Source organism: Lysobacter sp. Root667, assembly GCF_001427715.1.
In the GTDB taxonomy this organism is placed as follows: Bacteria; Pseudomonadota; Gammaproteobacteria; order Xanthomonadales; family Xanthomonadaceae; genus Lysobacter.
In genome coordinates this window covers 405,241-429,005 of sequence record NZ_LMHF01000010.1, presented here as the reverse complement: position 1 = coordinate 429,005, position 23,765 = coordinate 405,241, and the positions used below count along the sequence as shown (strand labels likewise).

The window sequence follows — 23,765 nt, the reverse complement described above, 5'->3', positions numbered from 1 at the left end:
GCCGGGTCATCAAAAGCCGCGCCGCCGTCGCCTTCGCCGCCGGACAGCCCTTGCAGGTCGTCGAGATCGACGTCGAGCCGCCGCGCAAGGGCGAGGTGCTGGTGCGCATCGTCGCCACCGGCGTCTGCCATACCGATGCTTTCACGCTCAGCGGCGACGATCCCGAAGGTCTGTTCCCGGCCGTGCTCGGCCATGAAGGCGGCGGCGTCGTGGTCGAAGTCGGCGAGGGCGTCACCAGCCTCAAGCCCGGCGATCACGTGATCCCGCTGTACACGGCCGAATGCCGGCAATGCAAATTCTGCCTGTCGGGCAAGACCAATCTCTGCCAGGCCGTGCGCGCGACCCAGGGCCGCGGCGTGATGCCGGACGGCAGCTCGCGCTTCAGCTACAACGGTCAGCCCATCCATCACTACATGGGCTGCAGCACCTTCAGCGAGTACACGGTGGTGCCGGAAATTTCGCTGGCGGCGGTCAATCCCGAGGCCGCGCTGGAGAAAGTCTGCCTGCTCGGTTGCGGCGTGACCACCGGCATCGGCGCGGTCCACAACACCGCCAAGGTCCAGCCCGGCGACACGGTCGCGGTGTTCGGCCTGGGCGGCATCGGCCTGGCGGTGATCCAGGGCGCGGTGCAGGCCAAGGCCGGCCGCATCATCGGCATCGACACCAATCCGGGCAAATTCGAACTCGCCCGGCAGATGGGCGCGACCGACTGCGTGAACCCGAAGGACCACGAGCGTCCGATCCAGGACGTGCTGGTCGAGATGACCGACGGCGGCGTCGATTTCAGCTTCGAATGCATCGGCAACGTCCACGTCATGCGCTCGGCGCTGGAGTGCTGCCACAAGGGCTGGGGCGAGTCGGTGATCATCGGCGTGGCCGGTGCCGGCCAGGAGATCAGCACGCGTCCGTTCCAGCTGGTCACCGGCCGGGTCTGGCGCGGTTCGGCCTTCGGCGGCGTCAAGGGCCGTACGCAGCTGCCGGGTATGGTCGAGCAGGCGATGAAGGGCGAGATCGACCTCGATTCCTTCATCACCCACACCCTGCCGCTGGAACGCATCAACGAGGCCTTCGACCTGATGCATGAGGGCAAGTCGATCCGCACCGTGATCCACTACTGACATGCAGCGCATCGAATCCCACGCCTGTTTCGGCGGCCGCCAGGAAGTCTGGCAACACGAGTCCAGCGTGCTCGATTGCTCGATGCGCTACGCCGTCTACCTGCCGCCGCAGGCCAGCGGCGAAGCCTGCCCGGTGCTGTACTGGCTGTCCGGCCTGAGCTGCAGCGAGCAGAACTTCATCACCAAGGCCGGCGCGCAGCGTTACGCCGCCGAGCACGGCCTGATCCTGGTCGCGCCCGACACCAGCCCGCGCGGCGCCAGCGTGGCCGACGCCGAGGGCTACGACCTAGGCCAGGGCGCCGGCTTCTACCTCAATGCGACCCGCGAGCCTTGGGCGGCGCACTACCGCATGTACGACTACGTGGTCGATGAGCTGCCGGCGCTGGTTGATGCGCACTTCCCGAGCAGCGGCGCGCGCGCCATCAGCGGGCATTCGATGGGCGGGCACGGCGCGCTCACCATCGCCCTGAAGAACCCGGGCCGCTACCGCAGCGTATCGGCGTTCTCGCCTATCGTGGCGCCGTCGCAGGTGCCCTGGGGTGAGAAAGCCTTCGCTGCCTACCTGGGGGACGACCGCGATGCCTGGCGCGAGTGGGACGCGAGCGCGCTGGTCGCCCAGGCGCGCGAGCGGCTGCCGCTGCTGATCGATCAGGGCGAGGCCGACGAGTTTCTGGCCATCCAGCTCAAGCCGGAACTGCTGCGCGACGCCTGCGCCGCGGCGGGTCATCCGCTGCAACTGCGGATGCGGCCGGGCTATGACCATAGCTATTACTTCATCGCCAGTTTCATCGGCGAGCACATCGCGCACCACGCGGCGGCGTTGCGCGGCTGAGTGCGCAGCATCGGCTTCGATCGCGGCTCGGATCCGAGGCGGTTGCGGGTGCGCGTCGCCGCTCCGTTGGCGCGATCGCGGCTTACGCCGCTCCCACAGGAAGCGGCGGGCGCGGTGGCTGCGCGGAGGGGTCGCGCAGTTTCATGATCGACAGGGGAGCTCGACAGGGAGCTGGTGCTACGCGGCGGTGACGTCGCGCAGTTCCCAGCCGGTGCCGGCCAACAGCCGCATGCGGTGCTTGAGCACGGTGCCGGGAATGGTCGAGGTCAGCACCAGGTCGATGTGCAGATCGTCCTGCTGGCCGTCGACGGTGGCGGCGGGGTCGGTGGCGCCGAGGCTGGCGTCGACCTCGTCGGGGTCGGGCTGCTTGGCGCGCCAACGTTCGAACAGGTGGTTGCTTCGCAGCGCGTCCTGCAACTGCTCGGCGAAGCCCTCGGCGCTGACCGCGGAGAACGACAGCGAGGGATCGCTGCCGCGCGCGCGTTCGGCATCGGGAAGGCTGAGGTAGTAACGGGTGACCATCATGGCGTCTCGTGCGGGAACTGCCTCTAGCCTAGGACGGCGTACATGCGTGGTTTGTGAACGCCATGCGTCGAATCCGAGGCGATGCGACGCCGGTCAGCCTACGCGGGGCTTGCGCCCGCCCTTGCGCCCGCGCGCGGCCGGGCCGACGTCGGCGGCGTACTCGTTGCGCAGGCTGTCGATCAGCGAATACACCCAGGGCCGCATCGCCACCAGGATGCCCACGCTGCGGCGTTTCGACGGCGGCAGGCTGATGTCCAGCTCGGCCGCCTCCTTGAACTCGATCTGCAGGCGTTCGAGCTTGCGGCGCAGCACCGCCAGGGACGCTGCGCCCAGCTCGCGGATTTCCAGCGCCAGCAGGGTGTCCGGTGCGCGGAACTCGTCGAGCAGGAACTCGCGGCTGGCCGCGCCCAGGTAGCGGGCGCGCACCGGACCGTCGTCGCGCCAGGAGAAATCGCGTGGCACGCGCAGCCGCACCTTGTCGCCGGGCAGCAGTTCGACCAGCCCGAGCCGGTCCAGGCGCGCCAGCAGGCGCGTCAGTTCCGGCACGCCCAGGTCGTAGCCCTCGCGTATCGCATCGGCGCGCCAGCCTTGGCACAGCAGGTGGAACACCGTCATCAGGCGCGGCGATTGCGCCAGTTCGGCTTCCTGGCGCTCGCTCAGATGGCGAGGCGCGTCGCGCGCGCCGCGCGCCAGGCGCGCCAGCTCGAAGAAGTCCAGGTCGAGCAGGGCGCAAATCCGCTCCAGCCGTTCCAGGTCGATGCGGCCGCTGGACAGCAGGCGCTTGACCGTGGGTTCGGACACGCCCAGTTCGCGGGCGAGGTCGGCATAACGCCAGCCGCGCTCCTTGAGCACGGCTTTCAGCGCAGCGAGGACGCGTTCTCGTTCGGCCATGGGCGGGAGGTGGCGGCGGTCGGGACAGTAAGGATCATAATCCGATACTGGATTCATCGCGGTTGCGCCTGCCGATACCCGCCGGCAAGGTCCGATCTGCCTTCCCATCGGTCCGATCCATGCGAACCACGAGTGCGCCCGCCGTCGCCGCGCCGATCCAGCTCAACGACGTCCATTCCGGCCTCAACGCCACCTCCGTCGCCGGCCTGCTCAGCCCGCGAACGCTGGATGAGGCCTGCCAGGCGGTGCGCGACTGCGCGCGTCACGGCCGTTCGACCATCGCGGTCGGCGCGCGCCATGCGATGGGCGGCCAGCAGTTCCTGTCCGACGGCTGGCTGTTGGACACGGGCGGCTTGGACCGGATCGTCGATTTCGATCCCGAGCGCGGTCTGCTGACGGTGCAGGCCGGCGTGCGCTGGCCGGCGGTACTGGACTGGCTGGCGCGCCATCCGGCCAACCTGAAGGCGTGGACCATCCGCCAGAAGCAGACCGGCGCCGACGACTTCAGCATCGGCGGCGCGTTCGCATCCAACATCCACGGCCGCGGCCTCGCGTTCGCCCCCTTCGTCGAAGACGTGGAGTCGATCGTGCTGATCGACCATCGCGGCGAGCCGATGGTCGCCGACCGCCGTCGCAATGCGAACTGGTTCGCGCTGGCCGCCGGCGGCTACGGTCTGTTCGGTCTGGTCGCGCAACTCACCCTGCGGCTGGTGCCGCGCACGCGCTTGCGCCGCGAAGTCGAGCTGCTGCGCGTGGGCGCGCTGACGGCGCGGCTGGAGACCGCGATCGCGCAGGGTTGCAGTTACGGCGACTTCCAGTTCGCGATCGACCCGCGCAGCGACGACTTCCTCGATCTGGGCATCGTGTCCTGCTACCGCCCCGTTCCCGAAGACGAGGCGGCCGCCGAGTCGGCGCACCGCCACCTGCGCGCCCAGGACTTCGCCCACCTGCTGCACCTGGCGCATACCGATCCCAGCCGCGCCTTCCGCGAGTACGCGGACTTCTACTTGGCCAGCCACGGCCAGCACTATCTGTCCGATGCCCAACAGTCGGGCGTGTACCTGGACGGCTATCACCGCCCGATCGACGCGGCGCTGGGTCATTGCGGTTCGGAAATGATCACCGAACTGTACGTGCCGCGATCGCGGCTGGCGGAGTTCATGGGCGCCGCCGCCGACAGTCTGCGCCGCCATCGCGCGCAGCCGATCTACGGCACCGTGCGGCTGGTGACGCGCGATCCGACCAGCATGCTGGCCTGGGCGCGCGAGGACTGGGCCTGCATCGTGTTCAACCTGCACGTGCGTCATGACGCGGACGGGCGGCAGGCGGCGGCCACGGCGTTCCGCGCCCTGATCGACGACGCGCTGCGCTACGGCGGTTGCTACTACCTCACCTATCACCGCCATGCCACGCGCGCGCAGGTCGAGACGGCCTATCCGCAATTCCCCGAGTTCCTGCGCCGCAAGCGCGAACTCGATCCGGACCGGCGTTGGGACAGCGACTGGTACCGCCACCACGAAGCCTTGTTCGCGGACGGCGAACGATGAGTTCTGTGTCCACGTCCATGCTGGTGGCGGCCGCGACGGTGCAGCGTGCGCGCGGCGATCCCGGCGCCGAGGATGCGGCGATCGCGCGCGCCTGTCTGCGCCTGTGCGGGGACCGCAGTCCAGGCTTGCTGAGCCTGGTCGACAGCGCGCCCGGGCGCATCCTGCTGGCGCTGCTGGAGCGCCTGCTTTTGCCGGGCCTGCGCGCGCACTACGCGTGGCGGAAGCGCCGCATCGCGCAGTGGGCGGGACAGGCCTGCACCGACGGCAGCGCGCAACTGCTGCTGATCGGCGCCGGCTACGACGGCTTGGGCTGCGCACTGGCGCGGCGGCATCCCGATCTGCATGTGTTCGAGCTCGACCGCGAGGTCAGCGTCGCGATCAAGCGCCGGGCACTGGAGCAACTGGGCCTGCATCCGCCGCGTTTGCACCTGCTGGCGACCGACCTCATGCACGCCGATCCGCTGGCGACGCTGCGCGACTGCAACGAATTCGACGCCGCCCGCCCGACCCTGTGCGTCGCCGAGGGCGTATTGATGTATCTATCGTGGCCGCAGGCGCGGGCTCTGTTGAGTCGCCTGGCACGAGAGCTGGCGAGCCCTGCCATCGTGGCCACCGCGATGGAAACCCGCGACGGCCTGCCGGGATTCCGCCGCGAGCACGCCTGGGTTCGCCCTTGGTTGCGACGCCGCGGCGAACCCTTCCTATGGGGCTGCGACCGCACCGAACTGCCGGCTTTGCTGGGCGCCTGCGGCTTGAGGCTGCAGGCGCTCGCCGATCCGGCGGAACCGGGCGATCCCGACCCGAGCCCCGGCGAATGGCTGTTCCTGGCGCAGCGGATCGGCGCGTCCGGCGCCGCGCCGCCGCACTAGCCGCGCCTCAATCCAGGTGCACGTGCGCGCCGTGGCCCTTCGGGCAATGGCAGACCGCGGTCGGGCCGAATTCGACGCCGAAGGTCTGGCCGTCGCGGTGGCGCTGCCAGTAGAAGTTCGGCGCCTTCTCGCCGCGGTTGCCGATCTCGGCCATGTCGGCGTCGACGTCGAACAGGCGGCCGTCGACCATCACGTAGCGCGTGTCGGCGGTGGCGCGGATGTTCTGCAGCGGGTTGTCGTTGAGCACCACCAGATCGGCCTGCTTGCCGGTTTCCAGCGAGCCTAGCTGCCTGGACAGGCCGAGCAGGTCGGCGCCGTCGATGGTGGCGGCGCGCAGCGCTTCGAAGTTGCTGAAGCCGCCCTGGGTCAGCGACCAGATCTCCCAGTTCGGCGACAGGCCCTGCAACTGGCCGTGGCCGCCGACCTGGATCTTGATGCCGGCGTCGCGCATCTTCTTGGCCGACTTGGCGACCTCGATATGCCAGTAGTCCCAGTCCGGCGCGATCTCGCGCCGGATCGAGCGCGCGTCCAGGGTCTCGCGTGGGAAGAAGCGGTTGAGCTTCTTGTCTTCCCAGACGTTATCGCGCGCGTACCACCAGTACTCGCCCGAGGTGCCGCCGTAGCTCACCACCAGGGTCGGGGTGTTGCGCACGTCGGTCTGGCGCCACAGTTCGATCACGTCCTTGTACAGCGGCGCGACCGGCAGGTTGTGTTCGACGCTGGTGACGCCGTCCAGCACCATGGTCATGTTGTGGTGGAAGGTCGAACCGCCTTCCTCGACCACCAGCATGCCCAGTTCGCGCGCGGCCTGGTCGATCTGCTGGCGCTGTTCGCGGCGCGGCTGGTTGTAGCTCTTGACCGAGAACGCGCCGTTGGCCTTCATCCGGCGCAGGTGGCTGCGCGCGTCCTCCAGCGAATTGACCACGGCTTTGAAGTCGCCGTCGGCGCCGTACAGGATGGTGCCGGTGGAGAACACGCGCGGGCCGACCATGCGCCCGGTCTTGACCAGTTCGGCCTCGGAGAACACGAACTCGGTGGTGGCCGAGGGGTCGTGCATGGTGGTCACGCCGAAGGCGAGGTTGGTGTAGTAGGCCCAGTTCTGCTGCGGCACCACGCCCTGGCCGAAGTGCGCGGCGTGCGCGTGCACGTCGACGTAGCCCGGCACGATGGTCTTGCCGCTGGCGTCGATGCTGCGCGCGCCGGCCGGGATCGCCACCGACGACGAAGGCCCGATCGCGACGATGGTGTCGCCGCGGACCACGAGGGTGCCGTCCTCGATCACCTCCTGGGTCTTCTCCGCGTCGCGCATGGTGACGATGCGGGCGTGGGTGAAGGCGACGGTGTCCTTGGGCGCATCCACCGCCACGCTCAGGCCGACCGCGATGCCGCCGTCGTTGCTCGGCTTGGGCAGGTCCTTGGGTGCGCCGGGCAGGAAGGCGAAGCTCTGGCGCAGGTCGCGCGAGTGGTAGCGGTCGCCGACCATCCAGTGCAGCGACTTCGAATCCGCGCTCCAGTGCAGGTAGCTGCCGACATCGGCGCTGACCTGGGTCACCGGCATGGCCTTGCTGTCCTTGGACAGTTCGACCGCGCTGCCGGTGGCGACCAGCGGCGCGACGTAGGCGTTGAACAGTTCGGTGAAGGCGATCCAGTTGCCGTCCGGACTGATGCTGACCGCATCGACGTACTTCAGGCTGTAGACCTCGCGCGGGTCCTCGCCGTGCAGGCCGACCGACATCAGCTTCTTCTTCAGGCCGCCGCCGGTGAGGTAGTAGACGCGGCTGCCGTCGGCGCTGAACTGCGGCGATTCGCCGCTCTCGGCCACGCGCACCGCGGCGCCGCCGTCGGCCGGCATCACATAGATGCCCTGATCGCGCGACCACAGGCTGCCGGTGAGGCCGCCGCCGCCGCTCTTGGCGTAGGCGATGCGGCGGCCGTCCGGCGAGAAGCGCGGGCCGTAGTAGAAGCCGGGCTCACGGCTGATCTTGCGCGCGCCGCCGCCGTTGGCGTCGGCCACGTAGATCGCGGTCAGGTCCTGGTCGGACCAGGTCGTGTACAGCAGCTTGCGGCCGTCGGCGCTGAAGCTGGGCTGGTATTCGTAATGGCCGTCGTCGCGGCTCAGGCGCTCGGGCGCCCCGTCGGGCAGGCGCTTGCGCCAGAGGTGGCCGACGGCGTGGAAGATCAGGGTCTTGCCGTCGGCGCTGGTGGCGACGTCGCGGATCATCTTCGGCGTGAAGCGGCCTTCGTCCAGGGTCTGTTCGAAGCGCAAGGGCGCGGTCACGGTCTGATCGACCTGGGCGGTGAACGGCACATTGCTCGCCTTGCCGCTGGCCATGTCGACGCGCCACAGCTTGCCCTGGGCCCAGATCACCACCGCGCGCGAGTCCGGCGTCCAGTCGAAGTTGGCGTAGGGGCCGAAGATCGCCCAGGCTTCCTGCTGATCGTGCGAGAGGCCGTCCCAGACCGGGCGCACTTCGCCGCTGGCCAGGTCCATCACGTTCAGCACCGACTTGTCGCGCACGCGCTTCACGAACGCCAGCGACTTGCCGTCGGGCGAGGGCTGCGGCCGCACCGCGCCGCCGGGGGTGGAGATCAGGGTTTCGCTGTCGCCGGTCTGACGGTCCAGGCGCTTGATCGCGTAGATCGTGTCGTGGACGTTCTTGTTGTACTGGAACGCCGGGCCGTCGCTGACGTCCTCGGAGTAATAGACGTAGCGGCCGTCGGGCGAGACCGCCGGTTCGCCCAGGTCCTGCTGGTCGTTCTTCTGCTTGGTCAGCTGCAGGCCGCCGCTGCCGGCGGTGTGGTACAGCCACAACTCGCCGGCGCCCAGCGAGCGCTCGCCGGTGAAGTGCTTGCGGCCGATCAGGAAGCGGCCGTCCGGGGTCCAGGCCGGGTTGTTGAGCAGGCGGAAGTCTTCCTTGGTCACCTGCACCGCGTTGCTGCCGTCGCTGCGGATGCGCCAGAGGTTGTTGCCGCCGCCGCGGTCGGAGGTGAAAGCCAGCTCGCGGCCGTCGGGCGACCAGCGCGGTTGCACATCCCAGGCCGGGCCGCTGGTCACGCGCTGGGCGGCGCCGCCGGCGATCGGCAGGCGGTAGAGGTCGCCGAGCAGGGAGAACGCGACTTCGCGCCCGTCGGGCGAAACGTCCACGTCCATCCAGGTGCCTTCGTCGGTTTCGAAGCGCACGCTCTTGGTCGGGCCGTGCGCGGCCGAGACGTCCCACTTCTTCTCGTCCTTGGCTTCGCCGGGCTTGCTCGCGCCCTTGGCGGTCTGGGCCGAGGCGTGCGCTGGATCGTTGCCGGCCGGGTCCAGGGCGTCCTGTTCGAGCTGGTCGCGCGGCTTGTCGGCCTGGTCCTTGTCCTGCGGCGCGGGTTGCGGCGGTGGCATGGGCTGCGGCGCGGGCGGGTTCTGGGCGAGCGCCGGAGCGGCGGCGAGGGCGCTGGCGAGCGCAAGGACGAGCAGGCGGTGGCTGGGCATCGAGTCGGGTTCGAGCGGACGAGGCCCCGAGCCTAACCCGCACGGCCGCGCATGACCCTAGGCATGAAGTCGTGTTTGGGCGCAGCAGCCCGATCCGGCACGTCGCCGCGGCGCTGCGTCCCGGGGCGCGCGTCGGGCGCGGCTCAGGCGTCGAACTTGCTGCCGCCCTCGGCGGCGAAGCCCGCGGCGACCGCGCCCTTGCCGATGTTGACCATGCCGGTGAGGCTCATCACGCTCTCGAACAGCTCGACGTTGTGTTCGGCGCAGACCTCGCGCAGGCGCTCGTAGCCGGGCAGGGCGCGCATTTCCGCGAGCTCGCCGCCGTAGCTCAGGCACATGGTCGGGGTCATCAGCCCTTCGCGCACGCGCTTGCCGCAGTAGTCGAACAGCTTCTGCGCGGCCGCGTCGTAGCCCTTGATCTTGGCCACCGGCCCGGTCTCGCCGCGGTTGCAATGCAGCACCGGCTTGATGTCCAGCGCCGTGCCCAGGGTCGCGCTGAGAAAGCTCACGCTGCGGTCGCCGCGGATGCGGGTGCGCTGGCGCATGTAGTTGAGATCGCGCGGAATCAGATAGCCGTGGGTGTGCAGGGCCAGATTTTCCAGGCGCGCGCGGATCTTGGGCGCGCCCTCGCCGGCGTCGCGCAGGCGCGCGGCTTCGACCGGCAGGATGCCCTGGGCGGCGAACAGGTTCTGGGTGTCGATCACCCGCAGCGCGAACGGGGTGTTGTTGCCGGCGGCGCTGCGTATGGGCTTGTAATCGTTGAGGATCGCGAAGCTGGCCTGGTTGGCGTTGTCGTAGACCGGGCTGCGGGTCCGGGTGATGGTCATGCAGAACACGTAGTCGTAGTCGATCGCCAGCTGGCTCACGAACAGGTCGCGCACCTGTTGCACGGTGAACGGCGTGGTCTCGGCCTCGAAGCCGCGTTCGCCCAGGTGGGTGTTGAGGAAGTGCAGGGTGGCCTGTTCGTTGCGGTGGTCGGCCAGCACGGCCTCTCCGATCCGCACGGTGATCGGCAGCAGATGGATATCGTGCTGCTGCAGGTACTCCAACGGCAGATCGCAAGCCGAGTCGACGACGAGTCCGATGCGCATAGTCCCCCCCCGGGTGTTGGCGCCAAGACGTTCGAATTGTGACCGGCAGCATACCCGGCATGCGACAAGGGTGTGTCTACGCCCCTGAACGGCTCCGGCGCGGCGTTCAGCCTTGGCGCTGGACCGCCGCCGGCAGCGTGCCGACCCGGCGCATCTCCGGGTCGTCGAGCACGCCCGGATCGTGCAGCGCGGCCAGGGCGAACGCGTGCGCGTCGTTGCCCCAGAACATCGCACCGTCGAAGACCAGGGTCGGCACGCCGTAGACGCCGGCGGCGATCGCGGCCTCGGTGTTGGCGCGCAGCGCGGCCTTGGTGGCGTCGCTGCCGATCGCGGCCGGGTCCACGCCCAGCGCGGCGGCCAGCGGCGCCAGCGCCTCCAGGCTGTCGCCGGCGTGGCCCTGGCCCCAGATCCAGTCGAACACCGCGTCGACCGCTTCGGCGGTGGCGCCGGCGGCCACGCACAGGCGCAGCGCCGGCAGCGGATTGAACGGATGCGCGGGCGGGAAGCGCAGCGTCACCCCTTCCTGGCGCGACTGCCACAGCACGTGGCGGTAGGTGAATTCGCGCTTGCCCGGGATCTCGGCCGGGCCCTTCTGGCCGCATGCGGCCAGCACCGCGCCGAACACGATCGGCACTGGCCGCAGCGACGCGGTCGTCGCCGGCAGCGCCTTCACTTTCTGCCAGGCCAGGTAGGAGAACGGCGAAATGAAATCGAAGTACCAGTCGATGCTCGTCATGTCCGCGGCCCTCAGCGCCAGGCGCCCAGGATCACCCCGTACAGGATGAACTGCAGGATGTGGTAGCCGCTGTCTATCATCCACAGCTTGAGGCTGCGCTGGGCGAAGGCGTAATTGATGCCGAAGCTCATCGCCACGAAGAACAGGCCGACCACGAAGCCGAGCCCGAAACCGTCGGCTGCGCCGGCGCCGCTGGGCATCATCGCGGCGAAGATCACCGCCGACAGCAGGCTGCAGACGATGGCGACGGCGAAGATCCGCGCCGGATGGCGCGGCGCCGAATCCGGATCGACTCCGGCCTCGCGGCACCAGGCCTTCTTGAACAAGGGCCCGTACCAGATCCCGCCGAGCAGGAACGCGGACGCGGCGGCGGCGATCACCGCCAGCCAGTTGAAGTCGACGGGAGGCAGGGTCATGGGGTCTTGCTCCGGAACAGGGACGGGCGGCTTCAGCAGCCGACGGATTCGTAGGTGGACACCGCGTGCAGCAGTTCGCCGTCCCTGGCCTGCGACGACAGAAACAGCGTCGGTCGCGTTACGTTGTAGTGATCGCTGACATCGAAGATCAGGTCGAGCCGGCCGTCGCGGTCGAGGTCGCCGGCGAACAGCAGCTCCGGCGAGGCGTCGTCGCCGAGCAGGAGGAGGTCCGCCTCGCGCCGGCCTTCCACGCGCATCAGCACCTGTTCCGCCCCGCCGGGCGCGACCAGCACCACGGCACAGTCGCGTGCGTAGGCCTGGCTGCCGCGCTTGGGCGTGCACTGGGTGCGGATGCGATGGTCCCGGCCGGCGAGGTCGATGCGATAGCCCGGCGGAGCGACGCCTTGGCTGCGTTCGAGGATGCGGGCCCGGCTCACCGCGCCCACGGCCAGCGCGCCGCCACGCAGATAGGCCACGACCTGAGCGCCCTCGGCGTCCGGGTCCGGTTCCAGCGCCGAAGACACGCGCCGGCCGCTGGTCTGGCCGGGCGCGTCCAGGATCGGGTCTTCGCTGGCTTGCACCCGTAGCCGGGTCGGGGTCAGCGAGGCGCTTTCGGCCGAGGCGCGCAGCGCCAGCCAGGTTTCGCCGTCGCGGGCGACCGGCTCGTCGCCGTGAAACTGCCCGGGCGGCTGCAGCGCGATCGCGGCGGCCAGGATCAGCGGCGGCAATGACAACGATGACATCGGTAGCTTCCTGCGGGCCGGGGGCGAAATGCCGCCAGCATACGTCGCGCGGGGGCTTGTGGCGCGCACCGGCGCGGCCGACACTGGGGTGGACGCGGGGAGCCCGATGAAACGGATCTGGATCGCGGCCTGGCTGGTGTTGTGCACAGTCTGCGTGCCGGCGTGGGCGGTCGGCATCGTGCGCGTCGAACGCCTGGCGCAAGCGCCGCCGGCCTCGGCCGAGGCCCTGCGCGCGCTGCCCGATTCTGCCTACCAGACCCAGCCTTCCACCCTCCAGCTGGCCGGCGCCCAGAGCGGCCGCGGCTGGTGGCGCCTGCGCCCGGAGTCTTCGGAAGAGCCGCGCGTGCTGCTGATCTACCACCCCTACAGCGCCCGCATCACCGTGCTGGCCCCGCCCGACTACCGCGCCCGCCAAGCCAGCATCTTCGACCCCGAAGCCGAGCCCAGCCATTCGCGGCGCGCGCTGGCGTTCCCGCTGAGCGCGGCCGGGCCGGTGTACGTGGGCGTGGAGGGCGCGCGCTACCCCTTGCAGATCGCGGTGCGTTCCAGCGCCGACTACGCGGTCGAAGACCACCGCCACGTGCGCATGCTCTGGCTGAGCATGGGCATCCTGGTCGGCGTGTCGTTGGTGGTGCTGCTGTTCTGGGCGCAGTTGCGCGAGCGCGTCTATCTGCTGTTCTCGGCCAGCATGCTGCTGCAGCTGCTGTACGTGCTGTGCGCCTATGGCGACGCCTACACGCTGCCGATCCTGGCCTGGCTGGGGCGGTTCGGGGTCGCCGGCATCTGGTTCGTCGCCACCTCCTCGACGATAGTCACGGTGCTGTTCCTGATCGAGTTCGCCGAGTTGCGCCCGCGCGCGCCCTGGCTGACCCGCGCATTGCTGATCGTCGGCGCCTGGTTGCCGCTGCTGCTGCTGGTCGGGCTGGTGTCGCCGTGGCCGGCGAACAAGGCCTGGTTCCCGCTGCTGGGCAACGGCCTGCTGATGCTGGCCAACCTGCTGGCGGTGGCGACCCTGGGCACGGTCTGGCTGCGCGGCGGCCGCCACGCCGGTTTCGTGCTGATCGCCTGGGTCCCGCTGGTGGTGGTGTCGACCGCGCGCGCCATGCAGCTCAGCGCCGGCGTGCCGCTGACGTCGCTGCTCGAATACGGCCTGCCGGTGATGCAGGCCTTCGCCGCGGTGGTGCTGGTGCTGGGCCTGGCCGACCGCATGCTGACCTTCCGCCGCGAACGCGACGTGGCCCAATTGCACGCCGAGCACGACGCTCTGACCGGCGTGCTCAACCGCGCCGGCATCATCACCCGCCTCAACCGCGCCGTGGCCGACTCGCGCCGCAAGCGCCAGCCCCTGTCGGTGCTGTTCCTGGACCTGGACCACTTCAAGGCCATCAACGACACCTACGGCCACCCGGTCGGCGACGCCTGCCTGTGCGCGGTCACCGAGAGCATCCATTCCGAGACCATGCCGATCTACCAGCTCGGCCGCATCGGCGGCGAAGAGTTCCTGTTGCTGCTGCCGGGCGTCGGCAACGCGGTCGCGCTCGATACCGCCGAACAGATCCGGCGCAAGGTCGAGCGCCGCTGCTGCGAGGTCAAGGGCGTCAAGGTCGCATTGACCCTCAGCATCGGCGTGGTCGAGTGCGGCCCCGAAGACAGCGCCGCGACCCTGATCCAGCGCGCCGACGCAGCGATGTACCGCGCCAAGCACGAGGGACGCAATCGGGTGGTGTTGCTGGATGCGCAGGCGAGCGCGGTTTGACGGGCGCGCTGCGGTGCGTGTTTACCGCCTCTCTGGGTCCGCTTACAGTGCCCGTTACTTCATTCAAGCCGGCGCAGCTTAGTCCCGGCCAAGCTCAATCGAGTCCAAATGGCACACCTAGAACGATCGGTGGCGACACTGCGCGTATCCGGCCAGGACCTGCAGCCGGACGAGATCACGGTATTGCTGGGCGCGGCGCCCACGTATTCGCAGACCAAAGGCGAAAAGCGGGTATTCGCGTCGGGTCGTGAGCGGATACCTTCCCTCGGCTCATGGCACCTGTCCGCCAGGACCACGGAGCCCGAAGACTTGGACGCCCAAGTCGCGGAATTGCTGGCGCAGCTGACGCCCGACCTCGCCGTCTGGCACGAGCTTTCGCAACGTTACCGCATCGACCTATTCTGCGGCTGGTTTATGGGCGAAACCAACGAAGGCGTGGCGATCTCATGCCGCACCCTGCTTGCACTGGGTGAACGTGGGATCGAGCTCGGCATCGACCTCTACTCGCCTACCCCTGAGGAAGGAGTGCGATTTGGGCACGACTCGGCGATCATGGATTGCGACAGGTGACCATGAAGAAGCTGCTACTGACCGTCGCGCTCGCTGCACTCGCCTGCTTGGTCCATGCCGGGGATCTCCGATCCGCTGCGGCGGACGAATATCAAGCTTGCCTCAAGGAATCCGAGCAGGCCCGCAAGGAGTGCTCGTTCGGCGGATGCGGAAACATCCTGGGCGCCTGCTATGAACGACAGATTGCCGTGTTCGAAAACGACAGCGCCCAAGTCGCACGAGGGCTCAAGCAGGGCGCGTGCGCTGAGTCGGCCGAAACGATAGACGAGCAATTCGCTGAGCTGGAACGTCGCTTGCTCAAGGTCGAGCAGTTCAACGATACCTGGTCGGGCCTCGACCTTCGCGTCGAACTGGCGGCAGCGAAGAACAGGGCGCTAAGCTTGGCGGCGGCGGAATGCGCCACAACGGAGAAGGTTCCCTAGACGGTCCTTCATGACGCGATAACTCGGCGGCGCACTATCCCAAGCCGCTTCGCGATGCTGCTTGGCTCAAGTCCCAGGTCGTGCCTAGATGATTCAGCGGGTTCAACATTTTGCGGAGGCTGCAGAACGGTTCTGCGCTTGGGCCGAGGGAGGCTCTTCCTCGCCCGAGAACGAGGCGGTGGTTGCGCTCCAGCACCTCTCCAGCCTCTACCAGCAAGCACTCAACCTTCCCACGCTCTCAGGCGATGGGAACCCGGGCGAAGTGACTCACGATTTGGCCAGGCATTGGACCTCCTATGAGACTGGTAGGGCGACTCTCGGATTGGAACGAAGACAAGGGCTATGGCTTTGTCGTGCCGCATGGCGGCGGACACCGCGCCTTCGTTCATATCAAGGCGTTCCAGTTCGGGTCGCGTCGCCCGGTGGACGGCGACCTGATCTCGTACTCGACGGAAAAAGACGGTCGAGGCCGAACGAATGCGATAGAGGTACGATTCGCTGGCCAAAAGATCGAAAAACGAAAGCCGTCCAAGCCGGTGCCGAGGGCGGCCATCGGCATCATCTTTCTGCTGGCGGCCGCGGCCGTAACGCTGCTGGGCGTCCTTCCCGCCGTGATTGCAGCGGGGTACGCACTCCTCAGCTGCCTGTCCTACGTCATGTACACAGTCGACAAGGCCGCCGCCGGCAAGGGCATGCGCCGCACTCCGGAAAGCACCTTGCATTTCGTGGACATGCTCGGCGGCTGGCCCGGCGCGCTCATCGCCCAGCAACAATCGCGCCACAAGACCGTAAAGGCGTCGTTCCAGTCGGTTTTCTGGTTCACCGTGGTGGCCAATCTCGCGGCGGTCGGCTGGCTCTGGCACAGCGGTGTCGCGCGGTCTCTGACGGAAGCGTTGTTCGGCAATTAGAATTAGTTCAAGAGGGGGAGTATTACGGCCGCGGTTATCTCGATTGGAAGAGAGATGTATGCAAAAGCTCGCGGCGCCTCCGGGCATGGCGAAGCCTGACAATTCGAGGATCGTCGTCGATGACTCAAAGAAGCAAAACGAGCTATGTCCTTCCGGCCCTCATATACGTCCTGATCGTCGGCACTGCATTTTCCGCGGACGTGCAGCCCGTGCTCGTCAAAGCTTTCGGCGCCGAACCGTTTGGATATCCGGTGGCCCTGGTGGTTGCGATCGCCCAGGCCGTTCTCTGGCTTCCCTTCGTCTTCGCCATCCATCACTTCATGCTGATCGTCGAGCAAGCCAATAAGGACGGCCGCAGCATCGGCAGGATGGGTTTATTGGCGTATGCCGCGGACGTAGGGCGGCGCCATCCGCAACTGCGCCGGTCGCAAGTGTTTTCGATCGCAGGCCTGCTCTATTTCGTCGCGATCTGCGGCGCCTGGATCGCCTATGCCGATGCTAAGGGCATTTAAGCAATGATTGGCGCCGCTACCCCAATGGCACCCTGTGTTCCAAGGTCGCGCGGCGACAGGAAGACGGCGCATGGCTGTGGATCATCGATTATCCGACCATAGGCGAGTAATCTGCTTGCCGAAGGCGCAGGCCGGCCCTCTATGCGGGCCTGAGCCGTTCGTGGCCCGATTGGCTTGGGTTCGCAGACCTAATCGCCATGGTCTACGCTAAACCTTGACCTGCGATGCGACGGTTCATTCAAGCCGGTTCGGCTTCGATGCGAGTCGGTCCGATGCGGATCTGCTAAGGAAGAGCTTGTGCTAACTACGGTATTGATGGTTGCCAGCGCGGTGGTATTGCTTGCGCTGGGTACGCTGCATCTGGTTCTGACCTTCGTCGGGCCCAAGCTCAGGCCGCGCGATCCCGCGCTGGAGGCGCGCATGCGCGAGGTTTCGCCGGGCATCACCCGGCAAACGTCGATGTGGGACTGCTGGATCGGGTTCAACATCAGCCACAGCATGGCCGCGATGCTGTTCGGCCTGATCTACGGTTACCTGGCGATGGCGCACGGCGGCCTGCTGTTCTCCTCGCCGTACCTGCTGACGGTGGGTTTTCTGACCCTGGGCGGGCTTTTCGTGACGGCCAAGATGTACTGGTTCAGCAGTCCGCTGATCGGCATCGGCCTCTCGCTGGCGTGCTACTTGGCCAGCGTCGTTACGACGTTGGTCTGATGCCGCGCGCGCGGACTCCTGCGCGGTGCTGCCGGATTCAAGCTCTGGACGCGATATTCCCTATGCGGTGAGACGTGTTCCGATTGCGGCGGACTGCGCCTTAGCGATTCACGGAAGCGCTGCACGACTCGGCTGCATCAAACCTCAGGCCCGTTTCCATGCTGCATCACCTTTCCATTGCCGTCGCCGACCTGCAGAAGGCGGGCGCGTCCTACGACGCCGCGCTGGGAGCCTTGGGCTACAGGCGTGTGTTTGAAGACGATACCGCCATCGGCTACGGGGTCGAGGACGGAGAGGACAAGCTCTGTCTCAAGCTCCGCCCCGGTTCGGTCGTGCCGGGACCGGGATTTCATCTGGCGTTCGCCGCACCGTCGCGCGCGGCGGTCGACCGGTTCCATGCGGCGGCCTTGGCGGTCGCAGGCGCAGACAATGGCCAGCCGGGCCTGCGCCCGGACTATGGGCCCCACTACTACGCAGCGTTCCTGATCGATCCCGACGGCCACGCCATCGAGGCGGTCATCAACGGGCCGGTCTAGGCCGGTTTCGGCGCCAGAGAGGGGGCCACGCCGCAGTAGGATGTGGTGAGCACGGCGAACCGCATCGCGCCATGTCGGATGCGGCGTCGTTCGGTGCGGTTGTCACCGCACCCTACGCAAGGCCGAGCGCCAGGCGCAGAGCGCCATCGCAAAGCACAGCCAATGCAGCGAACCGCAGCGCGGCCCGCTGCATCGATAACCGCCTACCGCCCCGACGGCGCCGGATACGCGCGCGGCAAACCGTTTTCGGGACGCATATAACGATCGCGCAGTTCGGTCTGGCGGCTGCGCATCTCGATCGCGCGGCCGTTCATCCATACCTGCAGGGCGACGCTGCTGACTTCGAGCGGGTCGCCGCTCCACAGCACTACGTCGGCGCGGCGGCCCGGCGCGATCGTGCCGACTTCGCCCGCGACGCCGAGCGCTTCGGCGGGCACGCGGGTGAGGCCGGCCAGGCCGTCGTCCCAGGGAAGACCGGCGGCGACCGCGTTGCCGGCGAGCTGGCGGATCTTGCGCGCGTTGTGCGAGGCGTCGCCGCTCTGGCTGAAACCGACCGCGACGCCCGCCGCGCGAAGGCGCGCGGCGTTTTCCATGGTCGCGCCGATCTGGTCGAAGTCGCCGGGCAGGTTGGCGAGCGGGTCGACGAACACCGGCACCTTGGCCGCGGCCAGCTGCGGCGCGAGCTTCCAGGCCTCGGCGCCGCCGGCGATGGCGATGCGCACGCCGTGGCGTGCCGACCAGCGCAGCAGCTGACGGATGTCGGCGGCGCGGTCCACGCCGACCATCACCCGGCCGCCGCCGCCGAGGTAGCGCGCCAGGGTCGCGCGCCCGGCCGGCGTCAGCAGCGCGACGTTGGCGTCGGGGCCGATGCGGCCGCGCGCTTCGGCGATCAATTGGTCGAGGATCATCCACTGCGCCGCCCGCGAATTGCCGCTGAGGCCGGCGGCGTCGCCGCCGAGCTTCACGAACAGCACGCGCGCGCCGATCGGGTCGGGGCCGCCGTCCAGGCGCATGACGCCGCCCTGGCCGGCCACGAACGAACCGCCGGTCGCGGTGCCCGCGCCGAGCAGGGTCCAGCCGATGCCTTCGATACGGGTGACCGGGATGAGCACCGACTCCGGGTTGTAGGCCAGGGTCACGTCGAACTCCGGCCGCACCGTCATTTCCTTGGTCTCGGCGCCGAGCGCCACGGTGCGGTCGACGGTCGATTTCTCGCCGGAGACTTCCTCCAGGCCGATCTCGGTGATGCCGCCGAACAGGGTCGGCGTCAGCGGCCGGCCCTCGGCTTCGACGATCTGGGTCCCGGCCGGAGCGGCCAGGCCCTTGCCGATCGCGCGCACCTGGCCGTTGCCGATCAGCACGTCGGCGCCCTGCAGCGTGCCTTGCGCGGTGGCGGTATGGACGGTGGCGTTGCGGATCAGCAGATTCTGGGCGAAGGCGACGCCGGGCAGGGCGAGCGCGCAGGCGACCAACAGCGCAGCGCAGCGACGCGTCGGGCCGCGACGCGCGGCGTTGGCGCGGCTCACGGCGCACCTCCGGCGGCGCGTGCGCCCTGGCCGAGCAGGAAGTCCGAAGTCGGCTGGCGATTGCGGTCGTTGCGGTCGTAGATGCGCGCGCCGTCGACGTAGACCTGTTCGGCCTTGGCGTAGACGCTGAAGGGATTGCCGTTCCAGACCACCACATCGGCCATCTTGCCGGGCTCCAGGGTGCCGGTCTGGTCGAGCACGCCCAGCGACTTGGCGGCGTTCTGAGTCAGCCAGCGGATCGCGCGCTCAGGCGGGATGTCGATGCCGACGAGCTTGGCGTGCGCCATCACCTTGGCCGCCTCCTGATTGAGCCGCTGGATGCCTTCTTGCGAATCCGAATGCACGATCGCGCAGCTGTTCTGCGGGCGGTCGACCAGGGCGATGTTTTCCTGGAAGCCGTCGAAGGCTTCCATCTTGAAGCCCCACCAGTCGGCCCAGAGCGCGCCGCAGACGCCTTCGGCGGCCAGGCGGTCGGCGATCTTGTACGCCTCCACGGCGTGGTGGAAAGCGCTGACCTTGAAGCCGAACTCCTTGGCCAGGTCGAGCATGGTCGCCATCTCGTCGGCGCGGTAGCAGTGGATGTGGACCAGGATGTCGCCCTTGATCGCACCGGCCAGGGTGTCGAGCTTGAGATCGCGCTTGCCGCCGGCGTCCTTGTCGCTGTCGGCAGCGGCGCCGTTGCCATTGGACGAGCTCTGCCACCAGCTGCGCTTCTTCTTGGGCTGCTCGGCCTTGGGCGTGTTCTTGCGCACGTACTCGCTGGCGTCGATGAAGGCCGCGCGGTAGCCGGCGACGTTGCCCATGCGCGTGCCCGGCGAGGTGTTGCGGCCGCCGTAGACGCGCTTGGGATTCTCGCCGCAGGCCATCTTCAGGCCCCAGGGCGCGCCCGGGAACTTCATCGCCTGGTAGGTCGTGGCCGGCACGTTCTTGAGGGTGACGCCGCGGCCGCCGATCAGATTGGCCGAACCCGGCAGCACCTGCATCGTGGTGATGCCACCGGCCATGGCCGCGGCGAAGCCCGGGTCCTGCGGCCAGACCGAATGCTCGGCCCAGACGTTGGGGGTGACCGGGCTGGTCATCTCATTGCCGTCGCCGTGGGCGCTGACGCCGGGGCTGGAATACACGCCCAGGTGCGAGTGCACGTCGATCAGGCCGGGGGTGATCCATTTGCCGCGCGCGTCGACGCGGGTGGCGTCGGCCGGCGCGTCCAGGCCGGTACCGACCGCGACCACCTTGCCGCCCTGCATCAGCACGTCGGCGTCGTCCAGGCGCTGGCCGGTACCGGTCAGCACGGTCGCGTGCTGCAGCAGCACCGGGCCCGAGGCGATCGGCCGGTAGGTGCTGGGATACGGGTCCTGGGTGTAGCGCGAGCCGGACGCCGGCGCGGGCGGTGCCGCGTGCACGGCGCCGACCAGCAGTGCCAGGCCGCAGCCGGCCAGCAAGGGTCGAAGCATGATGGTTTTCCCCAAAGAGACGGCAAGCACAGCCCCGAACCCTAGCCGGCCCCCCGGGTGCCGCCAACCCTGACGATAGTCATGGGCGGTGCCACAATAGGCACACAACAACTAGAAAAGGCTGTCGACCGTGAAAGACAAAGAACAGATCGTCGAGAACTGGCTGCCGCGCTACACCGGCGTGCCCCTGGACCAGTTCGGCCAGCACGTGCTGCTGACCAACTTCGGCGGTTACCTGCACACCTTCGCCCGCCTCACCGGCGCCGAAGTGGTCGGCCTGGACAAGCCGATGCCCAGCGCCACGGCGGACGGCATCACCATGATCAATTTCGGCATGGGCAGCCCGAACGCGGCGACCATGATGGACCTGCTGTCGGCGATCATGCCGCAGGCGGTGCTGTTCCTGGGCAAGTGCGGCGGCCTCAAGCGCAAGAACGAACTCGGCGACCTGGTGCTGCCGATCGCCGCGATCCGCGGCGAGGGCACCTCCAACGACTACCTGCTGCCGGAGGTCCCGGCGCTGCCGGCGTTCGCGCTGCAGCGCGCGGTCTCGACCATGATCCGCGACCTCGGCCACGACTACTGGACCGGCACGGTCTACACCACCAACCGACGGGTCTGGGAGCACGACGAGGCCTTCAAGGAACGTCTGCGCGCGATGCGCTGCATGGCGATCGACATGGAAACGGCGACGATCTTCGCCGCGGGCTTCGCCAACCGGATTCCGTGCGGCGCGCTGCTGCTGGTGTCGGATCAGCCGATGATTCCGGAAGGCGTGAAAACCGAAGCTTCGGATGCCAAGGTCAGCGCGGAGTACGTGGACAATCACATCAACGTCGGCATCGAAGCGCTGAAGTTGATCCGGCGGCATGGCAAGTCGGTGCGGCATCTGAGGTTCGACGAGTAGTTTTGGCCGGCTGGGTGGGGGAGGTTCGCTTCGGATCCTCCTTCCGCTTTCTGCTTACTGTGAGAGCGGCGTAAGCCGCGATCGCTTGGCCCGTCCGCCCGCTCCAGCTTTGGGGTAGGAGCGGCGTGAGCCGCGACCACGACCTCCGGCCGTTGCATGAGTTTCGATGCGGATCGGCTTCGCTTTCTGCTTTCTGTGGGAGCGGCGTAAGCCGCGATTGCGAATTCCGAGGTTCGACGAAGGTTTCGATTCTCAAGTCAACGGCTTCCGCCTGCTGCGCATGGCGGGGATTTTTCGAAGGAACATCCTGTTCCTCGAAAAACGGCGCGCGTCCTGCGCGCCGCCCTTCGGGTCTGAGTGGGGTTGGGCGAGTGCGGGGCACTGGATTTCAATGCCGCAGCAACAGCAACAGCAACAGCAACAGCAACAGCAACAGCGGTTGTCGGGGGCGATGACGAGCGAGCCGAGGTTCGTCGCAAGTTCACCATCTGAAGTTGGAAGCGAATCGCAACAGGATGGTGCCTCGATTATCGGAGGCGCCGCCGCCCGGATGGCCGGTGCTCCGCGCCGCCGAAAATCGCAGAAAACAGCGTTCATCTAGCCAAATCTGCGACTCCGCGCACCCCACATCGCACCCCCTGAGACCTCCTCCGGGCACACTGGCGTCCAGCTTCGGGACACCGCCATGGAACAGGTCATCTATCTCCTCATCGGCGCCACCCTCACCTGGACGTTCTATTTCGTCCAGCGTCGGGTCGAGCGCCGCAGCACCGTCGATGCGATCGAGCGCGGGCAGAAACTGCTCGCGCTCAAGCAGGGACTGGACGGCAGCAACACCAGCCTCGACGACCTGCGTCGTTTCGAGACGCGCCTGATCGGCAAGGCCGAGACCGCCGCGCGCCTGGCCGACAACTACTTCAGCAAGGCCGAGGAAGTCGCGCGCCAGAGCGACGACGACGGCATCAGCCAGAACGACATGAACCGGCAGGCGATCGCTGAGTTCGAGCAAGTCGACGCGCGTCTGCAGGGACTGGTCGAACACCTGCGCCGCCAGCTCGACGGCGACGGCCGCGCCACCTTCGAGGAGGCGCACCGCGCCTGGCTCGGCTTTCGCGAACGCTACGCGCGGTTCATCTCGCAATCCTACTCGACCGGCTCGATCCGGCCCCTGATCCACGCGGTGACGCTGGAGAGCATCACCACGGCCTGGATCACCGAACTCGAGACCCAGCTCGGCGACGACGACGCCTGAGTCGCGGAACGCTGTGTCCGGGCGCATCGCGCACGCTTCGCACGCGAGCTGTTACCGTGCGCTCCCCATTCCCACCCGCGAGGCCATGCCATGACCGAACCGACCGCCCAGGACGTCGTCAATTTCTGGCGCGACGCCGGTTACGTGCGCTGGTTCGAGCGCGACGACGGCTTCGATGCGCGTTGCCGCGCCGGTTTCCTGGAAGCGCATTTCCGCGCCGCCTGCCGCGCCCACGACGACTGGATGCAGCAGGGCGAGGTCGGCGCCCTGGCTTTGCTGATCCTGCTCGACCAGATCCCGCGCAACGTGTTCCGCGGCAGCGCACACGCCTACGCCACCGATCCGCTGGCGCGCGCGTTCGCGACCCAGGCGATCGCGCGCGGCGACGATCAGCGTACCGATCCGGCGCTGCGCGCGTTCTTCTATCTGCCGTTCGAGCATTCCGAATCGCTGGACGACCAGCGCCGATCGGTCGAGCTGCATCGCACGCTGCCGGTCAGCGCGGGCGCCCCCGACCCGGCGCAATGGGCGCTGCAGCACCTGCAGATCATCGAGCGCTTCGGCCGCTTCCCGCACCGCAACCAGGCCTTGGGCCGGCAGAGCACAGCCGAGGAGCAGGCCTATCTCGACAACGGCGGGTTCAAGGGCTGAGGCGTCTACCCCAAGGCTTTGCGCCGGCCTTCTGTGGGAGCGACGTAAGCCGCGATCGCGTCGCTTCGGCTGCGTCGAAATCGCGGCTCACGCCGCTCCCACAGAAGGCGGCAACGTTCCCGTCGCGTTTTGCTTCGGGGTAGGAGCGACGTAAGTCGCGACCACGTCGCTGCGGTCGCCTGCGCAGGTCGCGGCTCACGCCGCTCCTACCCCAAAGCTTCGCGCCGGCTTTCTGTGGGAGCGACGTAAGCCGCGATCGCGTCGCTTCGGCTGCATCGAAATCGCGGCTCACGCCGCTCCCACAGAAGGCAGCAACGTTC

General features: G+C 68.2%; 24 protein-coding genes. 15 read left to right on the top strand and 9 right to left on the bottom strand.

From position 1 onward, the window contains the following. The first annotated feature begins 8 nt into the window (after positions 1 to 8). Both ASD78_RS09805 and fghA read left to right on the top strand, forming a co-directional pair. On the top strand, positions 9 to 1,118 hold the full coding sequence (locus ASD78_RS09805) for an S-(hydroxymethyl)glutathione dehydrogenase/class III alcohol dehydrogenase (protein WP_056100957.1): 1,110 nt from the start codon (positions 9 to 11) through the stop codon (positions 1,116 to 1,118). Between the two features lies 1 nt (position 1,119). Continuing rightward, entirely contained in the window at positions 1,120 to 1,950 is an 831-nt protein-coding gene (fghA, locus tag ASD78_RS09800; protein WP_055901813.1) for an S-formylglutathione hydrolase, read from the top strand. A gap of 177 nt (positions 1,951 to 2,127) precedes the next feature. Here fghA and ASD78_RS09795 read toward each other — a convergent pair whose 3' ends face one another. Beyond that, positions 2,128 to 2,472: a hypothetical protein gene (locus ASD78_RS09795; protein ID WP_056100954.1), complete on the bottom strand. Its 345-nt coding sequence runs from the start codon at positions 2,470 to 2,472 to the stop codon at positions 2,128 to 2,130. A 96-nt stretch (positions 2,473 to 2,568) separates the two neighbouring features. Further along, on the bottom strand, positions 2,569 to 3,366 hold the full coding sequence (locus ASD78_RS09790) for a helix-turn-helix transcriptional regulator (RefSeq protein ID WP_056100763.1): 798 nt from the start codon (positions 3,364 to 3,366) through the stop codon (positions 2,569 to 2,571). A 119-nt stretch (positions 3,367 to 3,485) separates the two neighbouring features. On the opposite strand from ASD78_RS09790, the gene ASD78_RS09785 reads away from it, so the two are divergent. Together ASD78_RS09785 and ASD78_RS09780 are read left to right on the top strand one after the other, a co-directional pair. After that, positions 3,486 to 4,913 (top strand): FAD-binding oxidoreductase, encoded by a 1,428-nt coding sequence (locus tag ASD78_RS09785; protein ID WP_056100759.1) that lies wholly within the window; start codon positions 3,486 to 3,488, stop codon positions 4,911 to 4,913. Then, positions 4,910 to 5,782 carry a class I SAM-dependent methyltransferase gene (locus ASD78_RS09780; protein ID WP_082575527.1) on the top strand — a complete coding sequence of 291 codons (873 nt, stop codon included), beginning with the start codon at positions 4,910 to 4,912 and terminating at the stop codon, positions 5,780 to 5,782. Before ASD78_RS09785 ends, ASD78_RS09780 begins: the two co-directional genes overlap by 4 nt. 7 nt (positions 5,783 to 5,789) lie before the next feature. Here ASD78_RS09780 and ASD78_RS09775 read toward each other — a convergent pair whose 3' ends face one another. From ASD78_RS09775 to ASD78_RS21115, 5 genes are all read right to left on the bottom strand, one after another. Beyond that, positions 5,790 to 9,254: an amidohydrolase family protein gene (locus tag ASD78_RS09775; RefSeq protein WP_082575526.1), complete on the bottom strand. Its 3,465-nt coding sequence runs from the start codon at positions 9,252 to 9,254 to the stop codon at positions 5,790 to 5,792. Between the two features lie 143 nt (positions 9,255 to 9,397). After that, positions 9,398 to 10,345: a DegV family protein gene (locus ASD78_RS09770; RefSeq protein WP_055901800.1), complete on the bottom strand. Its 948-nt coding sequence runs from the start codon at positions 10,343 to 10,345 to the stop codon at positions 9,398 to 9,400. Positions 10,346 to 10,451: 106 nt separating this feature from the next. After that, complete coding sequence (locus ASD78_RS09765) at positions 10,452 to 11,081, bottom strand: 2-hydroxychromene-2-carboxylate isomerase (RefSeq protein ID WP_055901796.1); 630 nt, start codon at positions 11,079 to 11,081, stop codon at positions 10,452 to 10,454. Between the two features lie 11 nt (positions 11,082 to 11,092). Further along, a complete protein-coding gene (locus ASD78_RS21120; RefSeq protein WP_055901793.1) occupies positions 11,093 to 11,497 on the bottom strand; it encodes a DUF1761 domain-containing protein in 405 nt (134 codons plus the stop codon). 32 nt (positions 11,498 to 11,529) lie between these two features. Continuing rightward, positions 11,530 to 12,240, bottom strand: coding sequence for a hypothetical protein (locus ASD78_RS21115; RefSeq protein ID WP_162250156.1), 711 nt, complete (start codon positions 12,238 to 12,240; stop codon positions 11,530 to 11,532). A gap of 106 nt (positions 12,241 to 12,346) precedes the next feature. Between ASD78_RS21115 and ASD78_RS09750 the strand changes: the two genes are divergently transcribed. The 7 genes from ASD78_RS09750 to ASD78_RS09720 all read left to right on the top strand — a co-directional run bounded on the left by ASD78_RS09750 (position 12,347) and on the right by ASD78_RS09720 (position 17,655). Next, positions 12,347 to 13,996 (top strand): diguanylate cyclase, encoded by a 1,650-nt coding sequence (locus ASD78_RS09750; protein WP_056100753.1) that lies wholly within the window; start codon positions 12,347 to 12,349, stop codon positions 13,994 to 13,996. Between the two features lie 129 nt (positions 13,997 to 14,125). Continuing rightward, positions 14,126 to 14,566, top strand: a complete 441-nt coding sequence (locus ASD78_RS09745) for a DUF4279 domain-containing protein (RefSeq protein ID WP_235566476.1) — start codon at positions 14,126 to 14,128, stop codon at positions 14,564 to 14,566. A 2-nt stretch (positions 14,567 to 14,568) separates the two neighbouring features. Further along, positions 14,569 to 14,988 carry a hypothetical protein gene (locus ASD78_RS09740; protein WP_056100745.1) on the top strand — a complete coding sequence of 140 codons (420 nt, stop codon included), beginning with the start codon at positions 14,569 to 14,571 and terminating at the stop codon, positions 14,986 to 14,988. A gap of 296 nt (positions 14,989 to 15,284) precedes the next feature. Further along, positions 15,285 to 15,896 (top strand): DUF1294 domain-containing protein, encoded by a 612-nt coding sequence (locus ASD78_RS21510; protein WP_056100739.1) that lies wholly within the window; start codon positions 15,285 to 15,287, stop codon positions 15,894 to 15,896. Positions 15,897 to 16,015: 119 nt separating this feature from the next. Continuing rightward, the gene (locus ASD78_RS09730; protein WP_055901782.1) at positions 16,016 to 16,408 is read left to right on the top strand and encodes a hypothetical protein; all 393 of its coding nucleotides are present in this window, start codon (positions 16,016 to 16,018) and stop codon (positions 16,406 to 16,408) included. A 297-nt stretch (positions 16,409 to 16,705) separates the two neighbouring features. After that, positions 16,706 to 17,119: a hypothetical protein gene (locus ASD78_RS09725; protein WP_056100736.1), complete on the top strand. Its 414-nt coding sequence runs from the start codon at positions 16,706 to 16,708 to the stop codon at positions 17,117 to 17,119. A gap of 158 nt (positions 17,120 to 17,277) precedes the next feature. After that, complete coding sequence (locus ASD78_RS09720; protein ID WP_056100735.1) at positions 17,278 to 17,655, top strand: VOC family protein; 378 nt, start codon at positions 17,278 to 17,280, stop codon at positions 17,653 to 17,655. A gap of 203 nt (positions 17,656 to 17,858) precedes the next feature. On the opposite strand, the gene ASD78_RS09715 is transcribed toward ASD78_RS09720, so the two are convergent. Beyond that, complete coding sequence (locus ASD78_RS09715) at positions 17,859 to 19,130, bottom strand: amidohydrolase family protein (RefSeq protein ID WP_200944158.1); 1,272 nt, start codon at positions 19,128 to 19,130, stop codon at positions 17,859 to 17,861. Between the two features lie 47 nt (positions 19,131 to 19,177). Further along, complete coding sequence (locus ASD78_RS09710) at positions 19,178 to 20,635, bottom strand: amidohydrolase (RefSeq protein WP_056100729.1); 1,458 nt, start codon at positions 20,633 to 20,635, stop codon at positions 19,178 to 19,180. 130 nt (positions 20,636 to 20,765) lie between these two features. Here ASD78_RS09710 and ASD78_RS09705 point away from each other — a divergent pair, with 130 nt between their 5' ends. The 4 genes from ASD78_RS09705 (at position 20,766) to ASD78_RS09695 (ending at position 23,445) form a co-directional block, all read left to right on the top strand. After that, entirely contained in the window at positions 20,766 to 21,542 is a 777-nt protein-coding gene (locus tag ASD78_RS09705) for an AMP nucleosidase (protein WP_055901770.1), read from the top strand. 166 nt (positions 21,543 to 21,708) lie between these two features. Continuing rightward, a complete protein-coding gene (locus ASD78_RS20715; protein WP_156087689.1) occupies positions 21,709 to 22,143 on the top strand; it encodes a hypothetical protein in 435 nt (144 codons plus the stop codon). Positions 22,144 to 22,227: 84 nt separating this feature from the next. After that, positions 22,228 to 22,794 carry a lysozyme inhibitor LprI family protein gene (locus ASD78_RS09700; protein ID WP_056100726.1) on the top strand — a complete coding sequence of 189 codons (567 nt, stop codon included), beginning with the start codon at positions 22,228 to 22,230 and terminating at the stop codon, positions 22,792 to 22,794. Between the two features lie 90 nt (positions 22,795 to 22,884). After that, on the top strand, positions 22,885 to 23,445 hold the full coding sequence (locus tag ASD78_RS09695; RefSeq protein ID WP_056100724.1) for a DUF924 family protein: 561 nt from the start codon (positions 22,885 to 22,887) through the stop codon (positions 23,443 to 23,445). The last annotated feature ends 320 nt before the right edge of the window (positions 23,446 to 23,765 follow it).

Bases quoted from the DNA above. Each gene is read 5' to 3' on its own strand.
- ASD78_RS09765 (WP_055901796.1), bottom strand. From the start codon at position 11,081: ATGACGAGCATCGACTGGTACTTCGATTTCATTTCGCCGTTCTCCTAC.
- ASD78_RS09710 (WP_056100729.1), bottom strand. From the start codon at position 20,635: ATGCTTCGACCCTTGCTGGCCGGCTGCGGCCTGGCACTGCTGGTCGGC.
- ASD78_RS20715 (WP_156087689.1), top strand. From the start codon at position 21,709: ATGCGGATCGGCTTCGCTTTCTGCTTTCTGTGGGAGCGGCGTAAGCCG.
- ASD78_RS21115 (WP_162250156.1), bottom strand. From the start codon at position 12,240: ATGTCATCGTTGTCATTGCCGCCGCTGATCCTGGCCGCCGCGATCGCG.
- ASD78_RS09720 (WP_056100735.1), top strand. From the start codon at position 17,278: ATGCTGCATCACCTTTCCATTGCCGTCGCCGACCTGCAGAAGGCGGGC.
- ASD78_RS09750 (WP_056100753.1), top strand. From the start codon at position 12,347: ATGAAACGGATCTGGATCGCGGCCTGGCTGGTGTTGTGCACAGTCTGC.
- ASD78_RS09790 (WP_056100763.1), bottom strand. From the start codon at position 3,366: ATGGCCGAACGAGAACGCGTCCTCGCTGCGCTGAAAGCCGTGCTCAAG.
- fghA (WP_055901813.1), top strand. From the start codon at position 1,120: ATGCAGCGCATCGAATCCCACGCCTGTTTCGGCGGCCGCCAGGAAGTC.
- ASD78_RS21120 (WP_055901793.1), bottom strand. From the start codon at position 11,497: ATGACCCTGCCTCCCGTCGACTTCAACTGGCTGGCGGTGATCGCCGCC.
- ASD78_RS09780 (WP_082575527.1), top strand. From the start codon at position 4,910: ATGAGTTCTGTGTCCACGTCCATGCTGGTGGCGGCCGCGACGGTGCAG.
- ASD78_RS09695 (WP_056100724.1), top strand. From the start codon at position 22,885: ATGACCGAACCGACCGCCCAGGACGTCGTCAATTTCTGGCGCGACGCC.
- ASD78_RS09730 (WP_055901782.1), top strand. From the start codon at position 16,016: ATGACTCAAAGAAGCAAAACGAGCTATGTCCTTCCGGCCCTCATATAC.
- ASD78_RS09775 (WP_082575526.1), bottom strand. From the start codon at position 9,254: ATGCCCAGCCACCGCCTGCTCGTCCTTGCGCTCGCCAGCGCCCTCGCC.
- ASD78_RS09700 (WP_056100726.1), top strand. From the start codon at position 22,228: ATGGAACAGGTCATCTATCTCCTCATCGGCGCCACCCTCACCTGGACG.
- ASD78_RS09785 (WP_056100759.1), top strand. From the start codon at position 3,486: ATGCGAACCACGAGTGCGCCCGCCGTCGCCGCGCCGATCCAGCTCAAC.
- ASD78_RS21510 (WP_056100739.1), top strand. From the start codon at position 15,285: ATGAGACTGGTAGGGCGACTCTCGGATTGGAACGAAGACAAGGGCTAT.
- ASD78_RS09795 (WP_056100954.1), bottom strand. From the start codon at position 2,472: ATGGTCACCCGTTACTACCTCAGCCTTCCCGATGCCGAACGCGCGCGC.
- ASD78_RS09770 (WP_055901800.1), bottom strand. From the start codon at position 10,345: ATGCGCATCGGACTCGTCGTCGACTCGGCTTGCGATCTGCCGTTGGAG.
- ASD78_RS09740 (WP_056100745.1), top strand. From the start codon at position 14,569: ATGAAGAAGCTGCTACTGACCGTCGCGCTCGCTGCACTCGCCTGCTTG.